This window comes from Dechloromonas hortensis (assembly GCF_009469765.1).
Lineage (GTDB): Bacteria > Pseudomonadota > Gammaproteobacteria > Burkholderiales > Rhodocyclaceae > Azonexus > Azonexus hortensis.
The window spans coordinates 96,620-117,891 of record NZ_SSSQ01000002.1; the positions used below are offsets into that span (position 1 = coordinate 96,620).

Consider the following 21,272-nt stretch of genomic DNA (forward strand, 5'->3'; position numbering starts at 1 on the left):
GTGTTCTCAGGGCAGACGTTACGGGGTAAGCTGCGTCGGTCTTGGGGAGCACGTTGGCATGAACGCAATTTCAGAAGAAACGCAGTTGCACACTCTGTTGCAGGGTGTCGATATTCCGCCTTGCCCGGCCATTCTGGTCGATCTCGATACCGAACTGCGCAAGGACGAGCCCGATTCACGTGAAATCGCCCGCCTGATCAGCCAGGATGTGGCACTGTCCGGCCACCTGATGCAGCTCGCCAACTCGCCTGCCTTTGCCCGGGGGCGGCGGCTGGAGTCGGTAACCCAGGCACTGACCGTGCTCGGCAACCAGCAAGTGTTCACGCTGGTGGTGGCGCAGTTGTTGAAAGTGGCACTGGCCGGCGGCGCCGACGCACGTATGGACCGTTTCTGGGAATCCTCGGCGCAAAACGCTCGGCTGTCAGCCGAGCTGGCCCGCCGCTTGCGCTGCGTGCGGCCGGATATTGCCTACACCTTCGGTCTTTTTCACGACCTCGGTATTCCATTGATCATGAAGCGCTTTCCCAAGGCCCGCGAGGCGCTCGCCGCGGCCAATGCCGCAGAGGATCGGTGTTTTACCGAAACCGAAGAGCAGCATCTGGGCACCAACCATGCGGTGGTCGGCTATTTTCTGGCCCGCCGCTGGCATCTGCCGGACTTCGTCAGCGAAGGCATTCTGCACCACCACGATTATGTGGTGCTCGCCGAACCCGGCCGCGTGTCCGATCAGGCCCGGGCCTTGATCGGCATTTGCGTGCTGGCAGAGCACATCATCCGGCTGCAAGCCAACGGCGATGGCGAGCACGAATGGGCGAAGGCAGCTCCGGCCACCTGCCAGCTCTTCGGTTTGTCGCTGGGTGCCGTCGATGACCTGATCGACGACATGCGTGACTGGCTAGCGTGATTTTCCGACGCGCGGCGCACTGTCGCGCAGGATGAGACCTGGCGACGAAAAGGGCGCCAGCCGCTCCAGGAAGTCGAGCAGTTCGAGGACCGGCGAGTTGCGGAAAAATTTGGTTGGCGGCGTATCCAGCCAGATGCGGTCGGCATAGGCGTAGAGCTCGTGCGGGGTGTCGCCGAGGCCGTCGTGATTGCGGTCGAAGCCCTGGTAGTCGTCCCAGTAATTGCCCCACCAGAAGTCGTTCAGCGGATCGCCGTCGCCGATGATGCTGACTGGCCAGAGGTTGCCGCGGAAGGTGTTGCCAATGGCGATATGACCGCCTTTGGCACCGTAGAAATAGATGCCGGTGACGTTATGGGCGATCAGGTTGTCGGTGAAGACGATCCGGTTGGTCGGGTTCATCGGCGAATCGGCCATGATGCCGTGGGCGCAATGGACGATCTCGTTGCCATCGATCAATGCCGACGAGGTTTCCTTGAGCGCGATACCGGCGCCGGAGGCGTCCATGGCGTGCATGATCCGGTTGCGGCGAATGATCAGCCCTTCGGAGTTGAGAGCGATGATGCCGGTCGAGTTTTTCTCGAAATGGTTGCCCTCGATCAGCGTCCGGTGCGAAAAGAGGAAATTCAGTGCCCGCCGGCTGTCGCGGACGGTGTTGCCGACAATCCGGTTGTGCGGCGAGTTGGAAACGGTGATGTCGCGGATCTGCGCGATGTCGTTGTTTTCGATCCGGTTGAAGGTGCTGTACCAGATGCGCAGGCCATCGCCACGGTCGGCCGAGTCGCCGGCCCGGGAGCGGATCCGGTTGTGGCGGACGATGCTGTCCGTCGTGCTGTGCAGTGAAATGCCAAACAGCACGTTCTCGATCACATTGTTCTCGATCAGCAAGTCGCGGCCTTCAGCCATGATGCCGCCGTCGATCTTGTCGTGCGAGTCGCCGCTGCCGCGCAGGGTCAGGCCGCGCAAAGTAACGCGGTCGGCCTTGATGGTCAGCACGGTGCCCCGGCCACCGCCGTCGATGATGACCTTGCCGTCACCCTCCAGGGTGATCGGCTTGCTGATGCTGACCGGGCCTTGATAGACACCGGGCGGCAGGCGGATGCGGGCGCCGGGCAGCGCCGTATCCAGCCAGGGCTGGAGCGGTTGGGCGGCGTGAGCAGTGGAAAGCAGGCCGAGCAGGAGTGCGGCTAATCGGTAGAGAAACGTCATCAGGACCGAATGCTGCGGTCAACTGCCGATAAAGGCCAGAATCTGGATCAAGTTTTCCCGATTTGGCGAGCGGGGAAGGCTATTCCCAGTGCTCGGTGACTTCGCTGGCCCAGGCGGTCGCCGCCAGCAGGGCGCGGTTGACGCTGGCCGGATCGAGGCTGACGGCCTGGGCGGCATTCTGCATGCGCACCACGTCGAAGGCTTCGCTGGCCTCGGCAATGGCGAGCAGGCCGGCAAAAGGCCCCTGGCGTTCGAGCAGCGCGCTGCGAATGTCTTCCGAGATCGGCAGGTCGTGGATGATGTCGGCCAGCGGGCGGCGCAACAGGCGGTCCAGGCAGGAAAAAATGCCGGTCAGAAAGAGCGGGTCGTGCGCCTGGTCGGGCAGCAGTTCGGCGCCGAGTTCTTCCATCAGGCGGCCGCGGGTGAGGGCGCTTTCGACCAGCATCCAGTCGGCGAAGTTGGGCTCGCGGACCGAGAATAGCAGTACCGAGAGCCAGCGGGCCAGCCGTTGCCGGCCGAGAATGATCAGCGCCTGGCCGATCGAGTCGATCCGGTGGTTGAGGCCGAGTGTCGGTGAGTTCAGGTAGCGCAGGATACGGAAGGTGAGTAGCGGATCCTGCTTCATGGCGTCGGCCAGTTCGGCGGTCTCGGCCTCACCCTGGACGAGGTGTAGCAGATGCAGGAGCTGGATCTTGTGTGGGTCGGCTTGGGCCGATTCCGGGCGAGGCGGGGCGTTGACCGCGAACGGCCCATGAAAGAAGTCGAAATGCCACTGGTGACACAGGCGGTGTTCGTCGGGCGTTTCGATATTCAGGGCCAGCAACTGCAGCGGCTGTTCATGCTCGCTGGCGCGCAGGGCAGCCGAAAAGTCGCGGACCGTGCCCGCTTCGTGGCCATTGACGTTGAGTACGCCGAGATCGGCCTGCAGAATGGCAGCGGCAAACAGCGGGTGACGTGGCTGGCGGAATATGCCGATCTTCAGGCCACGTTCGCGCAGGATGGCGAGGCGAATGATCAGTGCCGCCTGATCGTCTTCATCGGGGGACAGTTGAACCAGCAGGCCGACATTACGGGTCGGCAGGCGGTCGACCGCGCTCAGGTCGAGCGAGCCCGAGCCGAGCGGCAGGAAGGCAAACTGCGTATTCCAGGCATCGGGGCTGGCGGCCAGAATGGAGAGCAGGCGGGCATCGATCTGGCGCTGGGTGTCGCGCGGTGCGTCGGCGAACAGCGAGCTTTTTTGTAGCGAGAACAGGTGGGCGCTCAGCCGATTCTGGCGATCGAACATCGCCTCCCGGCGCAGAAAGGCGCTGATGCTGTCGGGGGGCGGTACTTCGACCGGTGTCGGCGGCGCGGCGGCGGCCGGGACTGCATTTTCGGTTTTCCCCCCGAACAGTTTCTTCAAGCTGAACACGCGCTGACTCTCCAAACAAAAATGCCCGCCGGTGGGCGGGCACGGGGTACACGGCTGCTGGCCGATCAGTTAACCTTGGCCTTGGCGCGCAGGTCCTTGAGCAGATTCTCGATCTGCTGCTGGCTGGCGCGCTGCTGCAGTTGCGGCTTGACCTGTTCGAACGGCGGCGGGGTCATCGGACGGGAGTCGTCGAGCTGGATGACGTGGTAGCCGAAGTCGGACTTGACCGGGGTCTTGGTGTATTCACCCTTCTTCAGCTTGGTCAGCGCTTCGCCGAACGGCTTGACGTAGGCGGTCGGCGAGCTCCAGCCGAGTTCGCCGCCCTTGTCCTTGGAACCCGGATCCTTCGACTGCTTGGCCAGCTCGGAGAACTTCTCGCCCTTGTCGAGTTTGGCGATGATTGCCTTGGCATCGTCTTCCTTCTCGACCAGCACATGGCGGGCCTTGTATTCGGTGTTGCCGAGGTTGGCCTTGATCAGTTCGTATTCGGCCTTGAGCTGCGCTTCGCTGACCGGGTTGGCCTTGACGTAGTCGGAGAGGAAGGCGCGGATCAGCACGGCTTGCTTGGCCAGTTCAACCTGGCCCTGGATGTCGCCCTTCTTATCCAGGCCCTTTTTCTTGGCTTCCTGGGCGAGAATTTCGCGGCGTACCAGTTCTTCCTTTACTGCGTTTTGCAGTTCCGGCGAATCCGGCGTGCCCTGAGCCTTTTGCTCGGCAACGAAAGCATCATAGACGGATTGCGGAATCGGCTGGCCGTTCACCGTGGCAAAGGCCTTGCCCTTGTCGGCAGCGAGAACCGGGGCGGAAACAATGGCGCCGGCGACCAGCAGGGCGGCCAGACGGGAGAGCTTGAGCATGTAATGTGTCCTTGGGTGGAGGGAAAACCGAAAAATTATACTTCGTCGGGCGTCAAAGCGCGGATGACCAGCGCATGGATGCGGCCACGCATCAGATCGCCGGCTGCATCATAAACCAGGCGATGCCGGGCCATGGTGTTCTTGCCGGCGAAGGCGTCGGCGACGATGGTCAGCACATAGTGGCCGCCGCCGCCCTTGGCGCCGGCATGGCCGGCATGCCGGTGCGATTCGTCTTCGATGTCGAGCGATTGTGGTTGCAGCGCGTTCAGGCGCTGGCGCAACAGTTCGATGGTGTCCTGGCTCACGCCGGCAGCGCCTTCTTGAAAGGCTTGACCGTAACTTTTTCATAGACGCCGGCGGCGACATAAGGATCGGCATCGGCCCAGGTTTGGGCAGCGGTCAGTGAGTCGAATTCGGCAATGATGATGCTGCCGGAAAAACCGGCCGGACCGGGGTCGGGCGAATCGATCGCCGGGCAGGGGCCGGCCAGGATCAGGCGGCCGGCAGCCTGCAGGGCCTGCAGGCGCTCCAGGTGGGCGGGGCGGGTGGCAAGGCGCTGGTCGAGCGAACCGGCGCGGTCTTCACCGATGATGGCATAGAGCATTACTTTTCTTCCTCAACGTATTTCGAGAGCAGCATGCCCTGGCCGAGCACAAAGATCAGCATCAGACCCATGCCGCCGAACAGTTTGAAATTGACCCAGACGTCGGTCGGGAAATTGAAGGCGATGACCAGGTTCAGGAAACCCATCACGATGAAGAAGGCGACCCAGGAATAATTGACCTTGCTCCAGACCGCCTCGGGCAGCGTCAATTGTTCGCCGAGCATGGTCTTGATGGCATTTTTCTTGAGGACGAGGGCGGCGAAACTCATGCTGCCGGCGAACACCCAGTACAGGATGGTCGGTTTCCACTTGATGAAGGTTTCGTCCTGGAAGATCAGCGTCATGCCGCCGAAGACGGCGACCAGTACCAGGCTGACCCAGAGCATCTTGTCGACCTTGCCGTGGCGGAACCAGACCCAGGCGATCTGGGCGACGGTGGCGGCGATGACGACGACGGTGGCGAGCAGAATGGGCGCCTGTTTGACGTCGACCGCAGCGGAACCGAGCAGGGAGCCAATCCAGCTTGCCGCCAGCTCCGGATTTTTCTCGGAGTACTTGAAGGCGACGAAGAAGAGGATGACTGGGAAGAGGTCGAAAAGCAGTTTCATGGCGCCGCATTATATACTGCGAAAAACAACCCACCAGCCTTTGAGAGAGCTTATGCATACGGTGTTGATCATCGACGACAGCGACATCAACCTGACCCTGATCAAGGCGCTGGTGATGAAGCTCGGCGAGTGCGAACCGGTCTTGTTCGCCAATCCGTTGAAAGCGCTGGAATGGTGCCGGAGCAATGTGCCGGACCTGGTGATCGTCGACTACATGATGCCGGACATGGACGGCCTGAAGTTCATCAGCGCCTTCCGCGCCCTGCACGGCCGCGATGAAGTGCCGATCCTGATGGTCACCGCCAACGACCAGAAGGACGTGCGCTACGAGGCCCTGCTCGGTGGCGCCAACGATTTTCTGACCAAGCCGATCGACCGCATCGAGTTTTCGGCCCGTGCCCGCAACATGCTGTCGCTGCGCACCGGCCAGAAATTTCTGGCCGACCGTGCCCAGCACCTGGCCTCGCTGGTGGATGAGCAGACTCGCGAGATTCGCGACCGCGAGAAGGAGTTGATCTTCCGCATGTCGCGCGCCGCCGAATTCCGCGATCCGGAAACTGGCGCCCATATCCAGCGCATGGCGCACTACTCGCAGGCGATCGCGATCGGGCTCGGGCTGGAACGGGCGGCGCAACAATTGATTCTCGAAGCGGCGCCGATGCATGATGTCGGCAAGATCGGCATCCCGGATTACATCCTGCTCAAGCCGGGCAAGCTGACGGTCGAGGAGTTCGAAGTCATGAAGGGACATGCCCGTCTCGGCTACGAACTGCTCAAGGAAAGCCGTTCCGACATTCTGCGGGCGGGGGCGCAGATCGCCCTGACCCACCACGAGAAATACGACGGCACGGGTTATCCGCGCCATCTGAAAGGCAACGACATTCCGGTTTTCGGGCGCATCGTCGCCGTCGCCGATGTCTTTGATGCGCTGACCTCCGAGCGGCCGTACAAGAAAGCCTGGTCGCTCGAAGATGCCTGCCGTTTCCTTGAGGAGGGGCGTGGCAAGCATTTCGACCCGTTGTGCGTCGAGGCGCTGCTCGCCGAATGGAACCGCGTGCTCGATATCCGCCAGCGCTTCCAGGATGAAGTCGTACCGATGGTTTGACGGCCGTCATGCGTTTTTTGATTCCCCGGCGTCTCAGCCATCAGATCGTGCTGGTCGCCGCATTGCTGCTGGCGGCGACTTTCCTTGGCTATGGCGCTTACTCAGTCCGCGAACAGAGCGGCGAGGCGGAGCAGCGCCTGCTCAGCCAGAGCGATGTGCTGGCCCGCGGTATCGCCGAAATGCTCGACAGCGATGTCCTGCGTGACGACCGCCGGGCGCTGGGCAGGTTGCTGGCGCAGATCGCCGCCTACCCCGAAGCCCGCTCGATTCACCTGGTCGACCGCGAAGGCCGGCTGATTGCCGGTGTTCGCAAGGATGGCGCCGGTGTCATCTTCGATGACGTGCCGACGACCGCCTTTGTGCTGCCCTCGGTGGCCGGGCCGGAGTGGGCAGCGCACGAACTGGTCGTCTGGCAGGGGCGGCCGGGTAGCGAAAGCGGAATCTGGGTCCGGATGGCGATCAGCCTGGAGCGTCTTGAGCAGATGCGCCAGCGGATCTGGCAGGACAGCCTGATCGCCGGCCTGCTGGCGATTTCCGGGGCGATGGCGCTGCTCCTTTACCTGCTGGCGCGACCGATGCGCGTGCTGGCCGAGGCCAGCCGCTTCGCGGCGGCGCTCGATGTCCGGCGCGGCGGTCAACTGCCCGAATACCGCGGAAACCAGGAAATCAGCGGCCTGGTCGATGCCCTGAACCGGGCCTCGGTCCGGCTGAAAGAGCAGGAGGAACGGATCGAAACGCAGAACCGCTTCCTGTCCAGCCTGACCGATGCACTGGGCGAAGGCGTCCTGGCGGCCGATGCCGAAGGCCGCTGCACCTTCGTCAATGCCGAAGCCGAGCACCTGCTCGGCTGGTCGCGCGACGAGCTGATCGGGCGCGACCTGCACCAGACCATTCACTTTCAGACGGCCTCCGGCCAGCCGGTTTGCCATGACGAATGCCCGATGCACGCGCCGGTCGCCGCCTGTCATGCCTTTCGCTCGGAATTCGACGCCTTCACGGCGCGCGACGGCCAGGTCTTTCCGATTTCGGTGGTCTCGGTGCCGCTCTTCGAGGGCGAGCGCTTCGTCGGTACCGTCGCCGCTTTCCAGGACATCACGCTGCGCAAGCGTGACGAGGAATATCTGCTGTCGACCAGTTCGCGTCTTTCGGCGCTGCTCGAAAGCATGCATTCCGGCGTGCTGGTCGAGGACGAGCAGCACCTGATGGTGATGGCCAACCAGGCGCTGTTCAACCTGTTCGGCATCGAAGACCTGTCGATGGACGCGGTCGGCCAACCGACCCTGCAACTGCTCGATGCCTGCCGCACCAACGTGGTCGAGGCCGATCAGTTCATCACTGGTGTGCAGGCCATTCTGCAGGCCGGTGTGGTGTCGACCGAGCACGAACTGTTGCTGACCGACGGCCGGGTGCTCGCCTTCGATTACGTGCCAATCTACATTTTCCCGTTCAACCCGCAGCCGGACGAGTGCCGCGGCCATCTCTGGCTGTTCCACGACATCACCGGGCGCAAGCAGGTGGCCGAGGAACTGCGCCTGGCCAAGGAGGCGGCCGAAACGGCAAATCGGGCGAAGAGCCATTTCCTGGCCAACATGAGCCACGAGATCCGGACGCCGATGAACGGCATCATCGGCATGACGGCGCTGGCGCTCGATACCGAACTGCAGCCCGAACAACGGGTTTATCTCGAAATGGTCCGCTCGTCGGCCGATGCGTTGCTCGAACTGATCAACGAAATTCTCGACTTTTCCAAGATCGAGGCCGGCAAAATGCAGCTTGAGGAAGTCGAGTTCAGCCTGCCCGCCCTGCTGCGCGAAACCGTCAAGCCGCTCGGCCTGCGCTGCGAACAGAAAGGTCTCGAACTGGTCGTCCAGATCGCGCCCGAGGTGCCGGACTGGATGGTCGGCGACCCGGCCCGGCTGCGCCAGATCATCATCAATCTGCTCGGCAATGCGATCAAGTTCACCGAGCGCGGCTCGGTGCTGCTGCGAATCACCCAGCTCGACGACGGGCCGCGTCCGATGCTGCAATTCACGATCAGCGACACCGGCATCGGCATCGCGCCGGACAAGCAGGCGAGCATTTTCGAAGCGTTCTCGCAGGCAGACTCCTCGGTGTCGCGGCGTTTCGGCGGTACCGGCCTCGGCCTGAGCATCTGCGGCAAGCTGGTCGCCCTGATGGGCGGCCAGATCTGGGTCGAGAGCGTCGAGGCACTGGGCAGCGAATTCCATTTCACGATCGAGACGCGCAGCGCGCGGGCGCAACAGGCGGCGGTGCGCGTGCCGGATCTGGCGGGCTGCCGGGTGCTGATTGCCGACGACTTGCCGGCCAATTGCGAGGCGCTGGTCGCCGAACTGCGCGGCTGGGGGGCGCAGACGACGGTCGTCGGTAGCGGCCAGGCGGTGCTTGAGGCGCTGGCCGGTTCGACCTATCAACTGCTGCTGCTCGACGCCGCCTTGCCCGAGCGGAGCGGCTTCGAGGTGCTGGCCGCGCTGTCGGCCAGCGCTTTGTCACGTCCGGCAGTCCTGATGATGATTTCGGCGGTCGCCCTGGCCAGCGAGGCCGAACAATGTCGCCGCTTCGGCGTCGAACATTACCTGACCAAGCCGCTGCTCCGCGACGAGTTGGGCGAGATGCTGGAGCGCCTGCTCGGGCCGGCCCGGCAGACGGCAACGCCAATCGGCCAGCCCGCGCCAAGGTCAGCCAAGCCGGGCGGGTTGTCGATTTTGCTGGCCGAGGACAATCTGGTTAACCAGAAACTGGCGCTGGCAATTCTGAAACAGCAGGGCCATCAAGTAACGGTGGCCAATAATGGCAGGGCGGCGGTCGACCTGTCCCTGGCCGAGGATTTCGATCTGATCCTGATGGATCTGCAAATGCCGGTGATGGATGGCCTGGAGGCGACGGCGACGATTCGCCAGCGTGAAGCCGGGCTACGTCATACGCCGATCGTTGCGATGACTGCCAATGCGCTGGCCGGCGACCGCGAGCGTTGCCTGGCGGCCGGCATGGATGGCTACGTTTCGAAGCCGATCCGGGTCGATGCCTTGATGCTGGCAATCGCCGACTGCTATCCCGAACAAGAAAAAGCGCCGCGCCTGGTCGTACCGGCGGCCTGAGAGGAGAAAAAGATGCTGGATGTTTTTGTGCTGGATCGTGCCCCCATCCTTGAGCGCCTGGGCGGTGACGAAGAAATTTTCACCATGATGATCGACATGTTCCTGCAGGACGTCGATAACAACTGCGCCACACTGATCGCGGCGCTGGCCAGCGGCGACCCCCTGCTGCTGCAGCGTGAGGCTCACACATTGAAGGGCTTGCTCGCCACCTTTTCGGACGATGCAGGCGCCGAGCGTGCCTTCGCGCTGGAGCAGAAGGTGAAACGCGGCGAACTGGCCGGGCTCGACGCCGAGGTCGAGCTTCTCGTCGCGCGTCTGCGCGAGGTGGCCGGCGTGCTGGCGCAGGCCTGAGGCAGCTTTCAGGCGGCCGGAAACTGCAGGAAGGCGGCTGCCCCGGCGCTGCCGCCGGCAGGGTTGTGCGGCACGACGCCGAGCAGCGGGGCGGGCAGCAGGGCTTGCAGGGTCGCCAGATTCTCGTCAAAACGCGCCATTGCCGGGTCGATCCGGTTGGCGACCCAGCCGGCCAGCGTCAGGCCGCGGGCGGCGATGGCTTCGGCGGTCAGCAGCGCGTGGTTGATGCAGCCGAGGCGCATGCCGACGACCAGGATGACCGGCAGGGCGAGTGCCACGGCGAGATCGGCACTGTCGCCGTCGCCGCCGAGCGGCACGCGAAACCCGCCGACCCCTTCAACGATCACCAGGTCGGCCTGCTGCATGGCTTGCCGGCAGGCGCGCTGGATCGTCGCGAATTCGATGTGCCGTCCTTCCTCGCGGGCGGCGATGTGCGGCGCGATGGCGGCGCTAAAGCAATACGGGTTGAGGATGTCGTCGGCCAGTGCGACCGTGCTGGCGGCACGGATGTTCTCGACATCGTCGTTGCGGCCGTCGGCATCGGTGCCGGCTGCCACCGGCTTGACCCCGGCGGGGCGCAGGCCGCGTTGCGCGGCATGCTGGAGCAGGGCGCAGGTGATGAAAGTCTTGCCGATTTCGGTATCGGTACCGGTCAGGAAATAGGCTGGGTTCATGCTCGGGCGTAAAGGGTGATGACGTCGTAGGTCAGCGGCAGGCCGGCCGCCGTACGCAGGGTTTCGAAGGCCGTTTCGGCGCGCAGGAAGGTCTGGCGGCTCATCAGGCTGCGGCGTTGGCCGTCGCCGATCTGGTTGGCACCAATCGCCTTGACCGCATGCAGCAGGCTTTTGAAATCGGCGTAATGGGCGGTTTCCGTGCTTTCTTGCACGTCGACCGCAGCAAAGCCGGCGGCGGAGGCCATTTGCCGGATTTCATCGACGCTGTGGAAGCCCAAGGTGTGGCGATATTGGTCGACGTCGGCAAAGGCATGGCGCAGTTCGTGGAAAGTTTGCGGGCCGAGGCTGGCCAGCGCCAGCCGACCGTCGACGCGGAGCACGCGGCGGGCTTCCTGCAATACCTTGGGCAGCTCGCACCACTGCACGGCCAGGCTGGACCAGTAGAGATCGAGGCTGGCCGCGGCCAGCGGCAGATGTTCCAGGTCGCCGGCCAGCCGGGCGCAGGGCGCCGTGATCTGCTGCAGCATGCCGGCCGAGAGGTCGAGCGCCAGCGCCTGGGCGGTTGGGAAGCGGGCTTGCAGCAGGGCCTGGGCGTAGCCGGTGCCGCAGCCGGCGTCGAGCAGGCGGCCGACCGGGGCATCACCCGGCAGACCCTGCAGCAGCTGGCCGCAAATACGGCGCTGGATGTCGGCGGCGCTGTCGTAGGTCGACGCGGCGCGTTCGAAGGACTGGCGCACGCGAGCCTTGGAGGGGCGCTGGCCGGCCTTCGGTGTCAGGTCACTGGGCATTGACGAAGGCTGCAACCCGGGCGATGAACTCGGCCGGGGTCGAAATGAACGGGGCGTGCGCGCAGTCGGCGAAGACTTCGAGACGGGCGCCGGGAATCAGCGCGGCCAGCGCTTCGGCCGCCGGCAAGGGCATCAGCGGGTCGGCCGAGCCGTTGACGAGCAGCGTCGGCGCCTTGACCTGGCCGGCGGTCTGGCGCAAATCGACATCGCGCAGCCAGTTGAGGCCGACGCCAAGCACTTGGCCTGACGGACGCGGGTCGGCCAGCTTGAGCAGTTCCAGCGTTACCGCCTTGGCTCGGGCATCGCCACGGTTGAAGCCGCCGACGAAGCGCGGCAGCATCGCTTCGGCATCGGCCGCGATGCCGGCCGCGAATTCGGCCAGCATTTCCGGCGGCATGCCGTGCGGCCAACCGTCACGCTGGATGAAGGAGGCGGTGCCGGCGACCAGCACCAGCTTGCCGACCTTGGCCGGGGCACGGGCGGCGACGGCCAGTGCCAATTGGGCGCCGAGTGACCAGCCGCACAGTGTGCTGCCGGCTGGCAGGCGAGCCGCGACGTCGTCGGCGGCGGCGTCGAAATCCTCGATCAAGGGCGCGCTGCCGTAGCCGGGCAAGTCGAAAAATTGCCCGTGCAGCGCGTCGACCGCAGCACTCAGCGGGCCGCGGCCGAGACACCAGCCGGGGATGAAAACGAGAGGGGCGTTCATGCCAGTTCCTTCAGTGCGTTGATCAGGTGCTCGATGTCGGCGGCGGTGTGGGCTGCCGACACTGAAATGCGCAGGCGGGCGGTGCCTTTCGGCACCGTCGGCGGGCGGATGGCCGGTGCCCACAGGCCGCGTTCCCAGAGCGCTTTCGAGAGGGCAAGGGCGGCCTCGTTCTCGCCGACGATCAGCGGCTGGATGGCGCTCAGCGACGGCAGCAGCGGCCAGCGCAGGCCGGCCAGGCCGTCGCGCAACTGGCCGATGCGGGCGAACAGGTTGGCGCGCAGGGCATCGCCGGCCTTAATGATGTTCAGGCTCTTGCTTAGTGCGCAGGCGATCGGAGCCGGGGCGGCTGTCGTGAAAATGTAGCTGCGCGCCCGCTGCAGCAGGTATTCGATGGCGATGTCGGAGCCGGCGACGAAGGCACCGCCGACGCCGGCCGCCTTGCCGAGGGTGCCCATCAACAGCAGGCGTGGGTGAAAGGGCAGGTTGAAGTGGGCCAGGCTACCCTTGCCGTGCGGGCCGAGAACGCCGAAACCGTGCGCATCGTCGATAACCAGCCAGGCGTCGTAACGTTCGGCCAGTTGGAAGAGCAGCGGCAGCGGGGCGAGGTCGCCGTCCATGCTGAATACGGCGTCGCTGACGATGACCTTGGTCGGTGCGCTGCTGGCGGCGAGCTGGCGCTCCAGTGCCGCCATGTCGTTGTGCGGGTAGCGCTGGCTGTCGGCGCCCTGGGCCTTGGCCAGTTGCACGGCGTCGATCAGCGAGGCGTGGTTCAGCTTGTCGGCGAAGACCGCCGCGCCGCGCCCGGCCAGGGTCGGCACGATGGCGAGATTGGCCAGGTAGCCGGTGGAAAAGGTCAGGGCGCGCGGAAAACCGAGGAAAGCGGCGATCTCGTCTTCCAGCCGGTCGTGCGGCGCCAGGTGGCCGCTGACCAGGTGCGAGGCGCCGCTGCCTGCCCCCCAGTGCAGCGCGCCATCGGCCATCGCCCGGGCGATCTCGGCATTGCCGGCCAGCCCGAGGTAGTCGTTGCTGGCGAAATTGAGCATTTCGCGGCCGTCCACCGCAGCAATCCGGCCGCAGGGCGATTCGAGCACGCGGCGGCGGCGGGTCAGGCCAAGGCTGGCGATGTCGGCCAGTTCGGCCTGCAGGCGGTCTTCGATCATGGGTTTCCTTCGTCTTCAGCCAAGTCGGTCGCGGCCGGTGGCGCATCCTCGCCGGACGGTGGTCCGGGCTGCGGACGCAATGCAAAATCCGGCACGGCCCGAGCGATTCCGGTCGGAGGCCGGACACCATATGCCGCTGGCCGGCGGGCGGTCATCCTAGAGGTCTTGGTAAAAATTGGCAAGGTTTGGCAGCCGTCGCCGCTAATTGCGCCGCGCCACCCAGTAGCAGGCGCCGTGCTCGCCGTAGCGCTCGGCATGCGGCACCTCCCGCGCCAGTTTGAAAGTGTCGCCGACGGCCAGATGCCGGGTCTCAGGGCCGACGCTCAGCCACATTTCGCCGTCGACGACCAGCGCCTGCAAGGCGAAGGGATGGGTATGCGTGTCGAGGACGGTCAGGGCCGGCCAGCGGCGCTCGATCACTTCGTCAAAACCTTCGTTTACCGCCTGGGCGCGGAAGTCTTCGAAGTCGAGCCGATTCATGGCGTTTTTTCAGGGGCGAGGCTGGCCGGTAAACCGCTGGCCAGCAGCTTGACCAGTTCGGGGAAGGGCATCGGGCGAGCAAAGAGATAGCCCTGGCCTTCCTGGCAGCCGAGGTTTTCGAGGATTTCGGCCTGCGCCAGATGTTCGATGCCTTCGACGGTAACCGACATGTGCATGGCCTTGCTCAGGGCGATGATGGCCTCGACCACGGCGCGCTGGCTTTCGCTGGTCGGCAGGTCGATGATGAAGGAGCGGTCGATCTTGATGCGCTTGATCGGCAGGTCGCGCAGGACGCTGAGCGATGAATAGCCGGTGCCGAAATCATCGATGCTGATGGCGACGCCGAGCGCTTCCAGGGCCTGCAGAATGGACAGGCTGCGCTCGGTGGCCTGCAGCGTGCTCTCGGTGATTTCCAGTTCGAGCGCACTGGCCGGGAAGCCGGTTTCATCGAGTACCGAGCGGACGACGGCAACGAAATCGACACCGAGAAACTGGCGGGCCGAGACGTTGACCGCCAGGTGGAAAGTCTCGCCGGGCGGCCGGCTGCGGACCACGGCCAGCATTTCGGAACAGGCCCGCTGTAGTACCCAGCGGCCGAGATGTTCGATGATGCCGCACTCTTCGGCGATGCTGATGAAGCTGAGCGGGGAAATGATGCCGCGTTGCGGGTGCAGCCAGCGGACCAGCGCCTCGACGCCGACAATGCGGCGATCGGCGAGATCGACACGTGGCTGGTAATGGACGAGCAGGCTGTCGGTGGCGAGGGCACGGCGCAGGCCCTGCTCGATGTCCATGCGCAGATGGGCCCGCTCCGACATGTCGTTGGCGTAGAAATGGTAGCGGTTGCGACCTTCGGCCTTGGCCGTATACATCGCCATGTCGGCCGCCCGCATCAGTTGCTGGCAATCGGCGCCGTTTTCCGGGAAGACGGCAATGCCGAGGCTGCCGGTGACCGACAGCAGTTCGCCGGCCACCGGCACCGGGACGCGCAATTGATCAAGGATCTTCTGCGCCAGTTGCGCCGCGTACTCCGGGTTGATGCTGCCGGCCAGGATGACGAACTCGTCGCCGCCCAGGCGGGCGATGGTGTCGCTGCTGCGCAGCACGTTGCGCAGTCGGCCGCCGACGACGCGCAGCAACTCGTCGCCAATGGCATGGCCGAGCGTGTCGTTGATTACCTTGAAACCGTCCAGGTCGAGAAAGAGCAGCAGGCAGCGCTGTTCGTTGCGAATCGCCTGTTCGATGGCAGTTTTCAGCCGGTCGTCGAACAGCAGGCGGTTGGGCAGGCCGGTCAGCGGATCGTGGTGGGCCAGGTGGTGAAGTTTCTGCTGCGCTTCGTAAATGGCGGTGACGTCGGAAAAGGCAGTCACGTAATGGGTCAGCTTGTCATCCGGATCGTGCACGACGCTGACGCTCTGCCAGGCCGGGAAGATGCTGCCATCGTGGCGGTGGCAGCTCACTTCGCCCTGCCAGAAACCGGCGGCCCCCGGCTGCAGGCTGTCGGCATAGTGTTCGAGCGCCGGTGTGACGCGCAGCAGGATGTCCGGATCGAACCCGGTGACCTCGTTTTCCGGGTAACCGGTAATGCGTGAAAAAGCGCTGTTGACCGCAACGATCCGGCGCTGCGCATCGCTGATCACGATGCCTTCGGCCGTCGTCTGGAAAACGACGCTGGACTGGCGGAGCAGGGTTTCGTCCTGATGACGCTGGGTGACATCCTGCAGGATGCCGACCACCCGCTGCACGTCGCCGGCATGGCCGTAGGCCTTGGCGTGGGCCTCCATGCGCCGGGGCGGGTAGGCTTCGCCGGCAATGCGGAACTGGACGCAGACGGCCTCGCTGCCCGGCAACTTGGCGGTCAGCGCGAGGCGCACCCGTTCGCGGTCGGCTTCGTCGACGCGGGCGATGAAGCTATCCCACGGTTCGTCGAGCGGCTGCGGCAGGTTACCGAACAGCATGCCGAGATAGTCGTCGCCGGTCAGGCGATTCGAGGTCGGGCTCCATTCGAGGACGCCGAGCGAAGCCGCTTCGAGCGCCAAGCGCAGGCGCTGCTCGCTCTGTTCGACGGCAACTTCCTCTTCCCGGCGGGCCAGTGCCATCTGGATCGTCGCATGCAACTCGCGGCCTTCGCAGGGCTTGATCAGGTAGCCGAAGGGCCGGCTGTCCAGGGCGCGCCGCAAGGTGTCGTCCTCGGCGTAGGCGGTCAGGAAGACGACCGGAATCTGATGCCGGGCCCGAATCCGGGCAGCGGCCTCGATACCGTCCATCTGGCCTTCGAGGTGAATGTCCATCAGTACGAGGTCGGGTTTTTCATGGGCGGCCTGGCTGACCGCCTGCTCGCCGCTGGCGACGACACTGCCGACGTGGTAGCCGAACCCCTGCAGTTGGCGTTTCAGATCGAAGGCGACGATGCGCTCATCTTCAACCAGCATCAGGTTGATCGGCAGTCGTGCACTCATGCAATCTCCTTGGCGGCAAAACGTTTCGGGAACTGGATCGAGAACCGCGTGCCGCTTTCCCGTTCGACGCTCAGTGCGCCATGCAATTGTTCGACGAACAACTGGACCAACTGAAGACCCAACGACGAACTCTGTGCCAAATCGGCTTCCGGGGGGAGGCCAACGCCGTTATCGCTGACGCTGAGGTTAATCTGGGCATCGGCATCCTCACTGATTTCGATCACGATTTCGCCGTGACGTTCCGCCGTAAAAGCGTGTTTGTACGAATTGGTCACCAGTTCATTGATCAGCAGGCCGCAGGGAATCGCCCGTTCGAGGTCGAGTTGGACATCGCTGCTCGGCGACTGGAGGCGCAGGCTGATGCGGTCGCCGCTCGCCCGGTAGCTGGTGCGGATCGACTGGACCAGGCGTTCGAGATAGTCGCCGAGGTCGAGCCGGGAAAAATCCTTGCGCTCGTAGAGCAGTTGGTGGGTCAGCGCCATCGCCTTCACCCGGCCGCAGCTTTCGGCCAGGATCGCCCGCAGCCGCGGGTCGGCGGCGAAATCGGCCTGCAGGTTGAGCAGGCTGGTGATGACCTGCAGGTTGTTCTTGACCCGATGGTGGACTTCGTTGAGCAGCACGGTCTTTTCGAGCAGGGCATCTTCCAGGCGTTGCTGGGCCCGGCGGCGCTCGGTGATGTCGATGATTGAGGCGAGGACCATGGTGCCGGCCTCGGTGGCGATCGGATTGAGGCCGATCTCGATCGGAAATTCGCTGCCGTCGGCGCGACAGCCGGCCAGGTCGCGGCCAACCCCCATCGGGCGCGGTGCCGGGTCACCGAAGTAGCCGGCACGGAACGAGCGATGGTGCTGGCGAAAGCGCTCGGGGACGAGAATTTCGACCGGCTGCCCGATCAGAACCTGGCGGTCGTAATCGAACATCCGCTCGGTCTGGGCATTGACCAGCACGATGATGCCTGCCTGGTCGATCATCACCATTGCGCTGGGCGCCCATTCGACGACCCGGCGGAAAGAGTCTTCGCCGAGCGCGGGGCCGGCCGCATGGGGCGGCACGAAGGGGCAGGAAGCCGGCTCCGGTTTTTCCGGTGGGGCGTTGGTGGTGGGGGCGGCATCCATGGAAAACTCCTGAAAGAGTGCTGTCACCACGGAAGGCCAGGCAAGTCCGGGGATCACATTCGGGGCTGTGCTGGGAATTTGGACAGCCGCCGGCTGAAAATGATCGCGGGAGGCTAAAAAATTATTGGCGATGCCGCCGGCTGGCCGGCGAAGGGGCGCCTTCGCTACCGGCCGCCAGAGGTTCAGGTCAGCGCGCTGTCGAGTGCGGCGTGGATGGCCCGGCCGAGGTGCGCAATCTCGTCATCGCTGACGATGTAGGGCGGCATCAGGTAGACCGTGTTGCCGATCGGCCGGATCAGCGCTTCATTGTCGAGCGCGGCGCGGTAGAAGCGGCGGGAGAAATAAGGGTCGTCGGTCGCCACGTCGAAGGCGGCGATCATGCCGCGCTGGCGCAGGTGTTTTACCTGCGGATGGTCGGCGAGCGGGGCGAGGGCGGCGCTGATTTTTGCCGATTTCAGGCGGTTGACCGCAAGGATGTCGTCTTCGGCAAAGATGTCGAGCGTTGCCAGCGCGGCGCGGCAGGCCAGCGGGTTGCCGGTGTAGGAATGCGAGTGCAGGAAGGCACGGGCCACCGAATCGTCGAGGAAGGCGTGGTAGATCGTGTCGCTGCACAGCACGATGGAGAGCGGCAGGTAGCCGCCGGAAATGCCTTTCGACAGGCACATCAGGTCGGGTCGAATGCCGGCTTGTTCATGCGCGAAGAAGGTGCCGGTGCGGCCGCAGCCGACGGCGATTTCGTCGCAGATCAGGTGCACTTCGTACTGGTCGCACAGTTGGCGGGCCAGGCGCAGGTATTCCGGGTCGTACATCGCCATGCCGGCAGCGCCCTGGACCAGCGGCTCGACGATCAGTGCGGCGATGCGCTCGCCATGCTGTGCGAGATGCGCTTCCAACGCAGCGGCAGCGCGGCGGGCGACATCGGCCGGGCTTTCGCCGGCTTCGCCGAGGCGGAAATCGGGTGAGGGCAGGACGTGAGCGGCGGCGCGAACCAGCGGCGCGTAGGCATCCTTGAAAATGGCGACATCGGTCACCGCCAGCGCGCCGACCGTTTCGCCGTGATAGCTGCCGGCCAGGCAGAGGAATTCCGCCTTTTCCGGGCGGCCGACATTGCGCCAGTAGTGAAAGCTCATCTTCAGCGCGATCTCGGTGGCCGAGGCGCCGTCCGAGGCGTAGAAGGCGTGGCCGAGGGCGCCGCCGGTCAACGCGCTCAAGCGCTCGGAAAGCTCGACCACCGGCTGGTGCGTGAAGCCGGCCAGCATGACGTGTTCGAGGGTTTCCAGCTGATCCTTCAGCGCCGCATTGATCCGCGGGTTGGCGTGGCCGAACAGGTTGGTCCACCACGAACTGATGCCGTCGAGATAGCGCCGGCCGTCGAAGTCGTAGAGCCATGCCCCGCTGCCGCGGGCAATCGGCACCAGCGGCAGGTGGGACGGCGCAGCGGCATCGGCGTGGTGCTGCATCTGCGTGCACGGGTGCCAGACGGCAGCCTGGCTGCGCGCCAGCCAGTCGGCGTTGTTCGATTGGCTCACGTGCGGCCTCCCGTACCGTCATTCCCGCGCAGGCGGGAATCCAGTGCTCCGGAATTCCTGGATTCCCGCACCCCAAGGGCACTTCCTTCGGGGCGCTTTCGCGGGAATGACGGCGTCGCTTCCATCAATGCAAAGCTTGCGAGTTGGCGGCAGCCTGTTCCGGCATTTCGGCGTGCACCAGTTCGGCTTCGGCGTTGGGGTAGAGCGGGGCGCCGCAGTCGTCGCAGAATTCCATCGGGAAGTGATGGTCGAGGAAGAGCACGTCCTTGACGCCGGCTTCGCGCAGTACGGTTTCGATCTCGCCGGCGGCGTCGGTCGCTTCGTCTTCGGCGCCGAGCAGCGGCCAGACGATGCCGTGATAGGTCTCGCCACCTTCTTTCGGGCCGAGGCCGACGCGGTATTCCTCCATCCGGCGGTCATAGCACGGGCCGACGACGGCGCGGATGTCGGCCGGCAGCAGGCCGAGCATGGTCTGCAGGAAGGCGACCGAAGCTTTCAGCGAATAGGGGCGCGACAGGCGGTCGGCGTTGCGGCAGCCGGCGTGGTAGGCGTCCGGCAGCAGCGGTTGCCAGGCGCAGCCGGTGAGCAGCGCTTCCAGGTTGGGGCTGCCCTGCTTGATCCATTCCTTGAGCGAATTTTCCTTGCTGCCATCCTTTTCGTTCCAGCGGAACAGTGGCTTGCCACGCGGCACGGCTACGCTGCCGACCAGGTAGCGGACGTCGGACAGGAAACGGTTGGTTTCGGCCATGCCGGTGGTGTCGACCGCCAGGGCCTGGCCGGCCAGTGTGGCCTGGCCGAGGGCCTGGGTCAGTTGCCAGGTGTCGCAGAAGCTGCGCGGCAACTGGTCCGGGCTGAACAGGAAGTCGGCCAGCGCGACGCGGCTGTCGGCACCGAAGACATGGGCGCCGAGGTGCACGGTCAGTGCCTCGACGGTGCTTTTCGGCAAGGCGGCGGCGGGAATCGAGAAGCGCGACCAGGCCAGCACCGGTGCGGCAAAGAGCTGGATGTCGAATTCCTGGCCGTTGAAGTCCATGCGGCTGGTTTCGGCACGCGATTCGACCATGTCGGCCAGTTCGTCGTGGGCGCGCGGGTTGCCTTCGAACAGGCGGTCGAGGGCGGTGTTGATGTCGTCTTCGGCGCCGTTCTTGAGCAGGCTGTCGACGGTTTCGGCAAGCTGGCTTTCCCAGTAGCTGTCTTCCAGTTTGCCGCCGGATTCGGAGAGGCCGGTGGCCAGGCGCTGGAGTTCAGCAGCATCGCGGGAAAGGCGGTCGCGCGCGCCGAAGCGGGTTCGTTTCATGGGTGTTCCAGAAGATACAAAGAGAGAATTTTACCAGCCGGCCGCCCGATTCGCCGCGCAGCCTGTCGGGCGAGGGCGATTCAGGCGATGCTTGGGGCAACGCTGAACAAATGGTCATCCTCGCGCAAGCGGGGATCCAGTGCCTTGATTCTTCTGGATTCCCGCCTACGCGGGAATGACTAGTCGGGGTTTAATCAGCGCTTCCTTAGCGCAGATGGGTGAAAACTTTGAGCGGATTCCGACAATGCTTGAGCGCCGCGCAACAGCAGCCCGGGGCGCCGGCCGGCACACTGGCCGCTGTCCAAACCACGCACGGAGAAGCAAGATGAACTTGAATTTCAACCGCAAGATATTCAGCCGAACAACTGTCGGCCTGCTGGCCAGCCTGGCACTGGCCGCGGGGTTTGCCCAGGCCGCCGAGTTCAGGGTGGAAAGCGTCAGTCAGCAAGACGGCCGCCTGCCCAATGCCCAGTTCGCCAATGCCATGGGCTGCCAGGGTGACAACCAGTCGCCACAGCTCAAATGGTCGGGGGCGCCGGCCGGCACCCGGAGTTTCGTCGTCACCATGTACGACCCCGATGCGCCGACCGGTTCCGGCTGGTGGCACTGGGTGACGGCGAACATTCCAGCCAGCGTCAGTGAATTGCCGGCCGGCGGCAAGCTGCCGGCCGGGGCGCTGGCGATCAATAACGACGCCGGCCAGCCCGGCTACGGCGGCGCCTGCCCGCCGCTCGGCCAGAATCACCGCTACGTCATCACCGTCCATGCGCTGAAGGTGGAAAAGCTGGACTTGCCGCCCAATGCGACACCGGCCCTGGTCGGTTTCATGAGCTGGGCGCATGGCCTGGGCAAGGCCAGCCTGACCTTGAGGGGCGGCCGCTGAGCGATGGGGCGCGACGGTC

Annotated in this window: 20 protein-coding genes; 5 read left to right on the top strand and 15 right to left on the bottom strand. The window is 64.8% G+C overall.

Annotation, left to right across the window (positions count from 1 at the left end; all coding sequences use genetic code 11):
* Positions 1-58: 58 nt before the first annotated feature.
* Complete coding sequence (locus GH663_RS03820) at positions 59-904, top strand: HDOD domain-containing protein (protein WP_153130375.1); 846 nt, start codon at positions 59-61, stop codon at positions 902-904.
* Here GH663_RS03820 and nosD read toward each other — a convergent pair.
* The 6 genes from nosD to GH663_RS03850 form a co-directional block, all read right to left on the bottom strand.
* Positions 896-2,110 carry a nitrous oxide reductase family maturation protein NosD gene (nosD, locus tag GH663_RS03825; protein ID WP_153130376.1) on the bottom strand — a complete coding sequence of 405 codons (1,215 nt, stop codon included), beginning with the start codon at positions 2,108-2,110 and terminating at the stop codon, positions 896-898. The two genes, GH663_RS03820 and nosD, sit on opposite strands and share 9 nt — an antisense overlap.
* A 79-nt stretch (positions 2,111-2,189) precedes the next feature.
* A complete protein-coding gene (locus tag GH663_RS03830) occupies positions 2,190-3,521 on the bottom strand; it encodes an EAL and HDOD domain-containing protein (protein WP_153130377.1) in 1,332 nt (443 codons plus the stop codon).
* Positions 3,522-3,586: 65 nt separating this feature from the next.
* Positions 3,587-4,378: a peptidylprolyl isomerase gene (locus GH663_RS03835; RefSeq protein WP_066880191.1), complete on the bottom strand. Its 792-nt coding sequence runs from the start codon at positions 4,376-4,378 to the stop codon at positions 3,587-3,589.
* Between the two features lie 35 nt (positions 4,379-4,413).
* The gene (locus tag GH663_RS03840) at positions 4,414-4,683 is read right to left on the bottom strand and encodes a BolA family protein (protein ID WP_153130378.1); all 270 of its coding nucleotides are present in this window, start codon (positions 4,681-4,683) and stop codon (positions 4,414-4,416) included.
* A complete protein-coding gene (locus GH663_RS03845) occupies positions 4,680-4,982 on the bottom strand; it encodes a YciI family protein (RefSeq protein ID WP_153130379.1) in 303 nt (100 codons plus the stop codon). Before GH663_RS03845 ends, GH663_RS03840 begins: the two co-directional genes overlap by 4 nt.
* Entirely contained in the window at positions 4,982-5,590 is a 609-nt protein-coding gene (locus tag GH663_RS03850) for a septation protein A (RefSeq protein ID WP_153130380.1), read from the bottom strand. Before GH663_RS03850 ends, GH663_RS03845 begins: the two co-directional genes overlap by 1 nt.
* Before the next feature lie 52 nt (positions 5,591-5,642).
* On the opposite strand from GH663_RS03850, the gene GH663_RS03855 reads away from it, so the two are divergent.
* The 3 genes from GH663_RS03855 to GH663_RS03865 are packed head-to-tail and all read left to right on the top strand — an operon-like array spanning position 5,643 to position 10,162.
* Positions 5,643-6,695: an HD-GYP domain-containing protein gene (locus GH663_RS03855; RefSeq protein ID WP_153130381.1), complete on the top strand. Its 1,053-nt coding sequence runs from the start codon at positions 5,643-5,645 to the stop codon at positions 6,693-6,695.
* Between the two features lie 8 nt (positions 6,696-6,703).
* The gene (locus GH663_RS03860; RefSeq protein WP_153130382.1) at positions 6,704-9,811 is read left to right on the top strand and encodes a response regulator; all 3,108 of its coding nucleotides are present in this window, start codon (positions 6,704-6,706) and stop codon (positions 9,809-9,811) included.
* A gap of 12 nt (positions 9,812-9,823) precedes the next feature.
* Positions 9,824-10,162, top strand: coding sequence for an Hpt domain-containing protein (locus tag GH663_RS03865; RefSeq protein ID WP_153130383.1), 339 nt, complete (start codon positions 9,824-9,826; stop codon positions 10,160-10,162).
* Positions 10,163-10,170: 8 nt separating this feature from the next.
* Here the strand turns inward: GH663_RS03865 and bioD are convergent, their stop codons facing one another.
* From bioD to GH663_RS03910, 9 genes are all read right to left on the bottom strand, one after another.
* Positions 10,171-10,836, bottom strand: a complete 666-nt coding sequence (gene bioD, locus GH663_RS03870) for a dethiobiotin synthase (protein WP_153130384.1) — start codon at positions 10,834-10,836, stop codon at positions 10,171-10,173.
* On the bottom strand, positions 10,833-11,624 hold the full coding sequence (bioC, locus tag GH663_RS03875) for a malonyl-ACP O-methyltransferase BioC (protein ID WP_153130385.1): 792 nt from the start codon (positions 11,622-11,624) through the stop codon (positions 10,833-10,835). The genes bioD and bioC overlap by 4 nt, the downstream gene beginning before the upstream one ends.
* On the bottom strand, positions 11,614-12,330 hold the full coding sequence (locus tag GH663_RS03880; RefSeq protein WP_153130386.1) for an alpha/beta fold hydrolase: 717 nt from the start codon (positions 12,328-12,330) through the stop codon (positions 11,614-11,616). Before GH663_RS03880 ends, bioC begins: the two co-directional genes overlap by 11 nt.
* Positions 12,327-13,490: an 8-amino-7-oxononanoate synthase gene (bioF, locus tag GH663_RS03885; RefSeq protein WP_153130387.1), complete on the bottom strand. Its 1,164-nt coding sequence runs from the start codon at positions 13,488-13,490 to the stop codon at positions 12,327-12,329. The genes GH663_RS03880 and bioF overlap by 4 nt, the downstream gene beginning before the upstream one ends.
* Before the next feature lie 201 nt (positions 13,491-13,691).
* The gene (locus GH663_RS03890) at positions 13,692-13,970 is read right to left on the bottom strand and encodes a cupin domain-containing protein (RefSeq protein WP_153130388.1); all 279 of its coding nucleotides are present in this window, start codon (positions 13,968-13,970) and stop codon (positions 13,692-13,694) included.
* The gene (locus tag GH663_RS03895; protein WP_153130389.1) at positions 13,967-16,429 is read right to left on the bottom strand and encodes a two-component system response regulator; all 2,463 of its coding nucleotides are present in this window, start codon (positions 16,427-16,429) and stop codon (positions 13,967-13,969) included. The genes GH663_RS03890 and GH663_RS03895 overlap by 4 nt, the downstream gene beginning before the upstream one ends.
* On the bottom strand, positions 16,426-17,544 hold the full coding sequence (locus tag GH663_RS03900; RefSeq protein ID WP_153130390.1) for a sensor histidine kinase: 1,119 nt from the start codon (positions 17,542-17,544) through the stop codon (positions 16,426-16,428). Before GH663_RS03900 ends, GH663_RS03895 begins: the two co-directional genes overlap by 4 nt.
* A gap of 182 nt (positions 17,545-17,726) precedes the next feature.
* The gene (gene bioA / locus GH663_RS03905; protein WP_153130391.1) at positions 17,727-19,073 is read right to left on the bottom strand and encodes an adenosylmethionine--8-amino-7-oxononanoate transaminase; all 1,347 of its coding nucleotides are present in this window, start codon (positions 19,071-19,073) and stop codon (positions 17,727-17,729) included.
* Positions 19,074-19,197: 124 nt separating this feature from the next.
* Entirely contained in the window at positions 19,198-20,370 is a 1,173-nt protein-coding gene (locus GH663_RS03910; protein WP_066880163.1) for a DUF2863 family protein, read from the bottom strand.
* Between the two features lie 325 nt (positions 20,371-20,695).
* Here GH663_RS03910 and GH663_RS03915 point away from each other — a divergent pair, with 325 nt between their 5' ends.
* On the top strand, positions 20,696-21,253 hold the full coding sequence (locus GH663_RS03915) for a YbhB/YbcL family Raf kinase inhibitor-like protein (protein WP_153130392.1): 558 nt from the start codon (positions 20,696-20,698) through the stop codon (positions 21,251-21,253).
* Positions 21,254-21,272: the final 19 nt, after the last annotated feature.

Bases quoted from the DNA above. Each gene is read 5' to 3' on its own strand.
- GH663_RS03820 (WP_153130375.1), top strand. From the start codon at position 59: ATGAACGCAATTTCAGAAGAAACGCAGTTGCACACTCTGTTGCAGGGT.
- nosD (WP_153130376.1), bottom strand. From the start codon at position 2,110: ATGACGTTTCTCTACCGATTAGCCGCACTCCTGCTCGGCCTGCTTTCC.
- GH663_RS03835 (WP_066880191.1), bottom strand. From the start codon at position 4,378: ATGCTCAAGCTCTCCCGTCTGGCCGCCCTGCTGGTCGCCGGCGCCATT.
- GH663_RS03845 (WP_153130379.1), bottom strand. From the start codon at position 4,982: ATGCTCTATGCCATCATCGGTGAAGACCGCGCCGGTTCGCTCGACCAG.
- GH663_RS03850 (WP_153130380.1), bottom strand. From the start codon at position 5,590: ATGAAACTGCTTTTCGACCTCTTCCCAGTCATCCTCTTCTTCGTCGCC.
- GH663_RS03855 (WP_153130381.1), top strand. From the start codon at position 5,643: ATGCATACGGTGTTGATCATCGACGACAGCGACATCAACCTGACCCTG.
- GH663_RS03860 (WP_153130382.1), top strand. From the start codon at position 6,704: ATGCGTTTTTTGATTCCCCGGCGTCTCAGCCATCAGATCGTGCTGGTC.
- GH663_RS03865 (WP_153130383.1), top strand. From the start codon at position 9,824: ATGCTGGATGTTTTTGTGCTGGATCGTGCCCCCATCCTTGAGCGCCTG.
- bioD (WP_153130384.1), bottom strand. From the start codon at position 10,836: ATGAACCCAGCCTATTTCCTGACCGGTACCGATACCGAAATCGGCAAG.
- bioC (WP_153130385.1), bottom strand. From the start codon at position 11,624: ATGCCCAGTGACCTGACACCGAAGGCCGGCCAGCGCCCCTCCAAGGCT.
- GH663_RS03880 (WP_153130386.1), bottom strand. From the start codon at position 12,330: ATGAACGCCCCTCTCGTTTTCATCCCCGGCTGGTGTCTCGGCCGCGGC.
- bioF (WP_153130387.1), bottom strand. From the start codon at position 13,490: ATGATCGAAGACCGCCTGCAGGCCGAACTGGCCGACATCGCCAGCCTT.
- GH663_RS03890 (WP_153130388.1), bottom strand. From the start codon at position 13,970: ATGAATCGGCTCGACTTCGAAGACTTCCGCGCCCAGGCGGTAAACGAA.
- GH663_RS03895 (WP_153130389.1), bottom strand. From the start codon at position 16,429: ATGAGTGCACGACTGCCGATCAACCTGATGCTGGTTGAAGATGAGCGC.
- GH663_RS03900 (WP_153130390.1), bottom strand. From the start codon at position 17,544: ATGGATGCCGCCCCCACCACCAACGCCCCACCGGAAAAACCGGAGCCG.
- GH663_RS03910 (WP_066880163.1), bottom strand. From the start codon at position 20,370: ATGAAACGAACCCGCTTCGGCGCGCGCGACCGCCTTTCCCGCGATGCT.
- GH663_RS03915 (WP_153130392.1), top strand. From the start codon at position 20,696: ATGAACTTGAATTTCAACCGCAAGATATTCAGCCGAACAACTGTCGGC.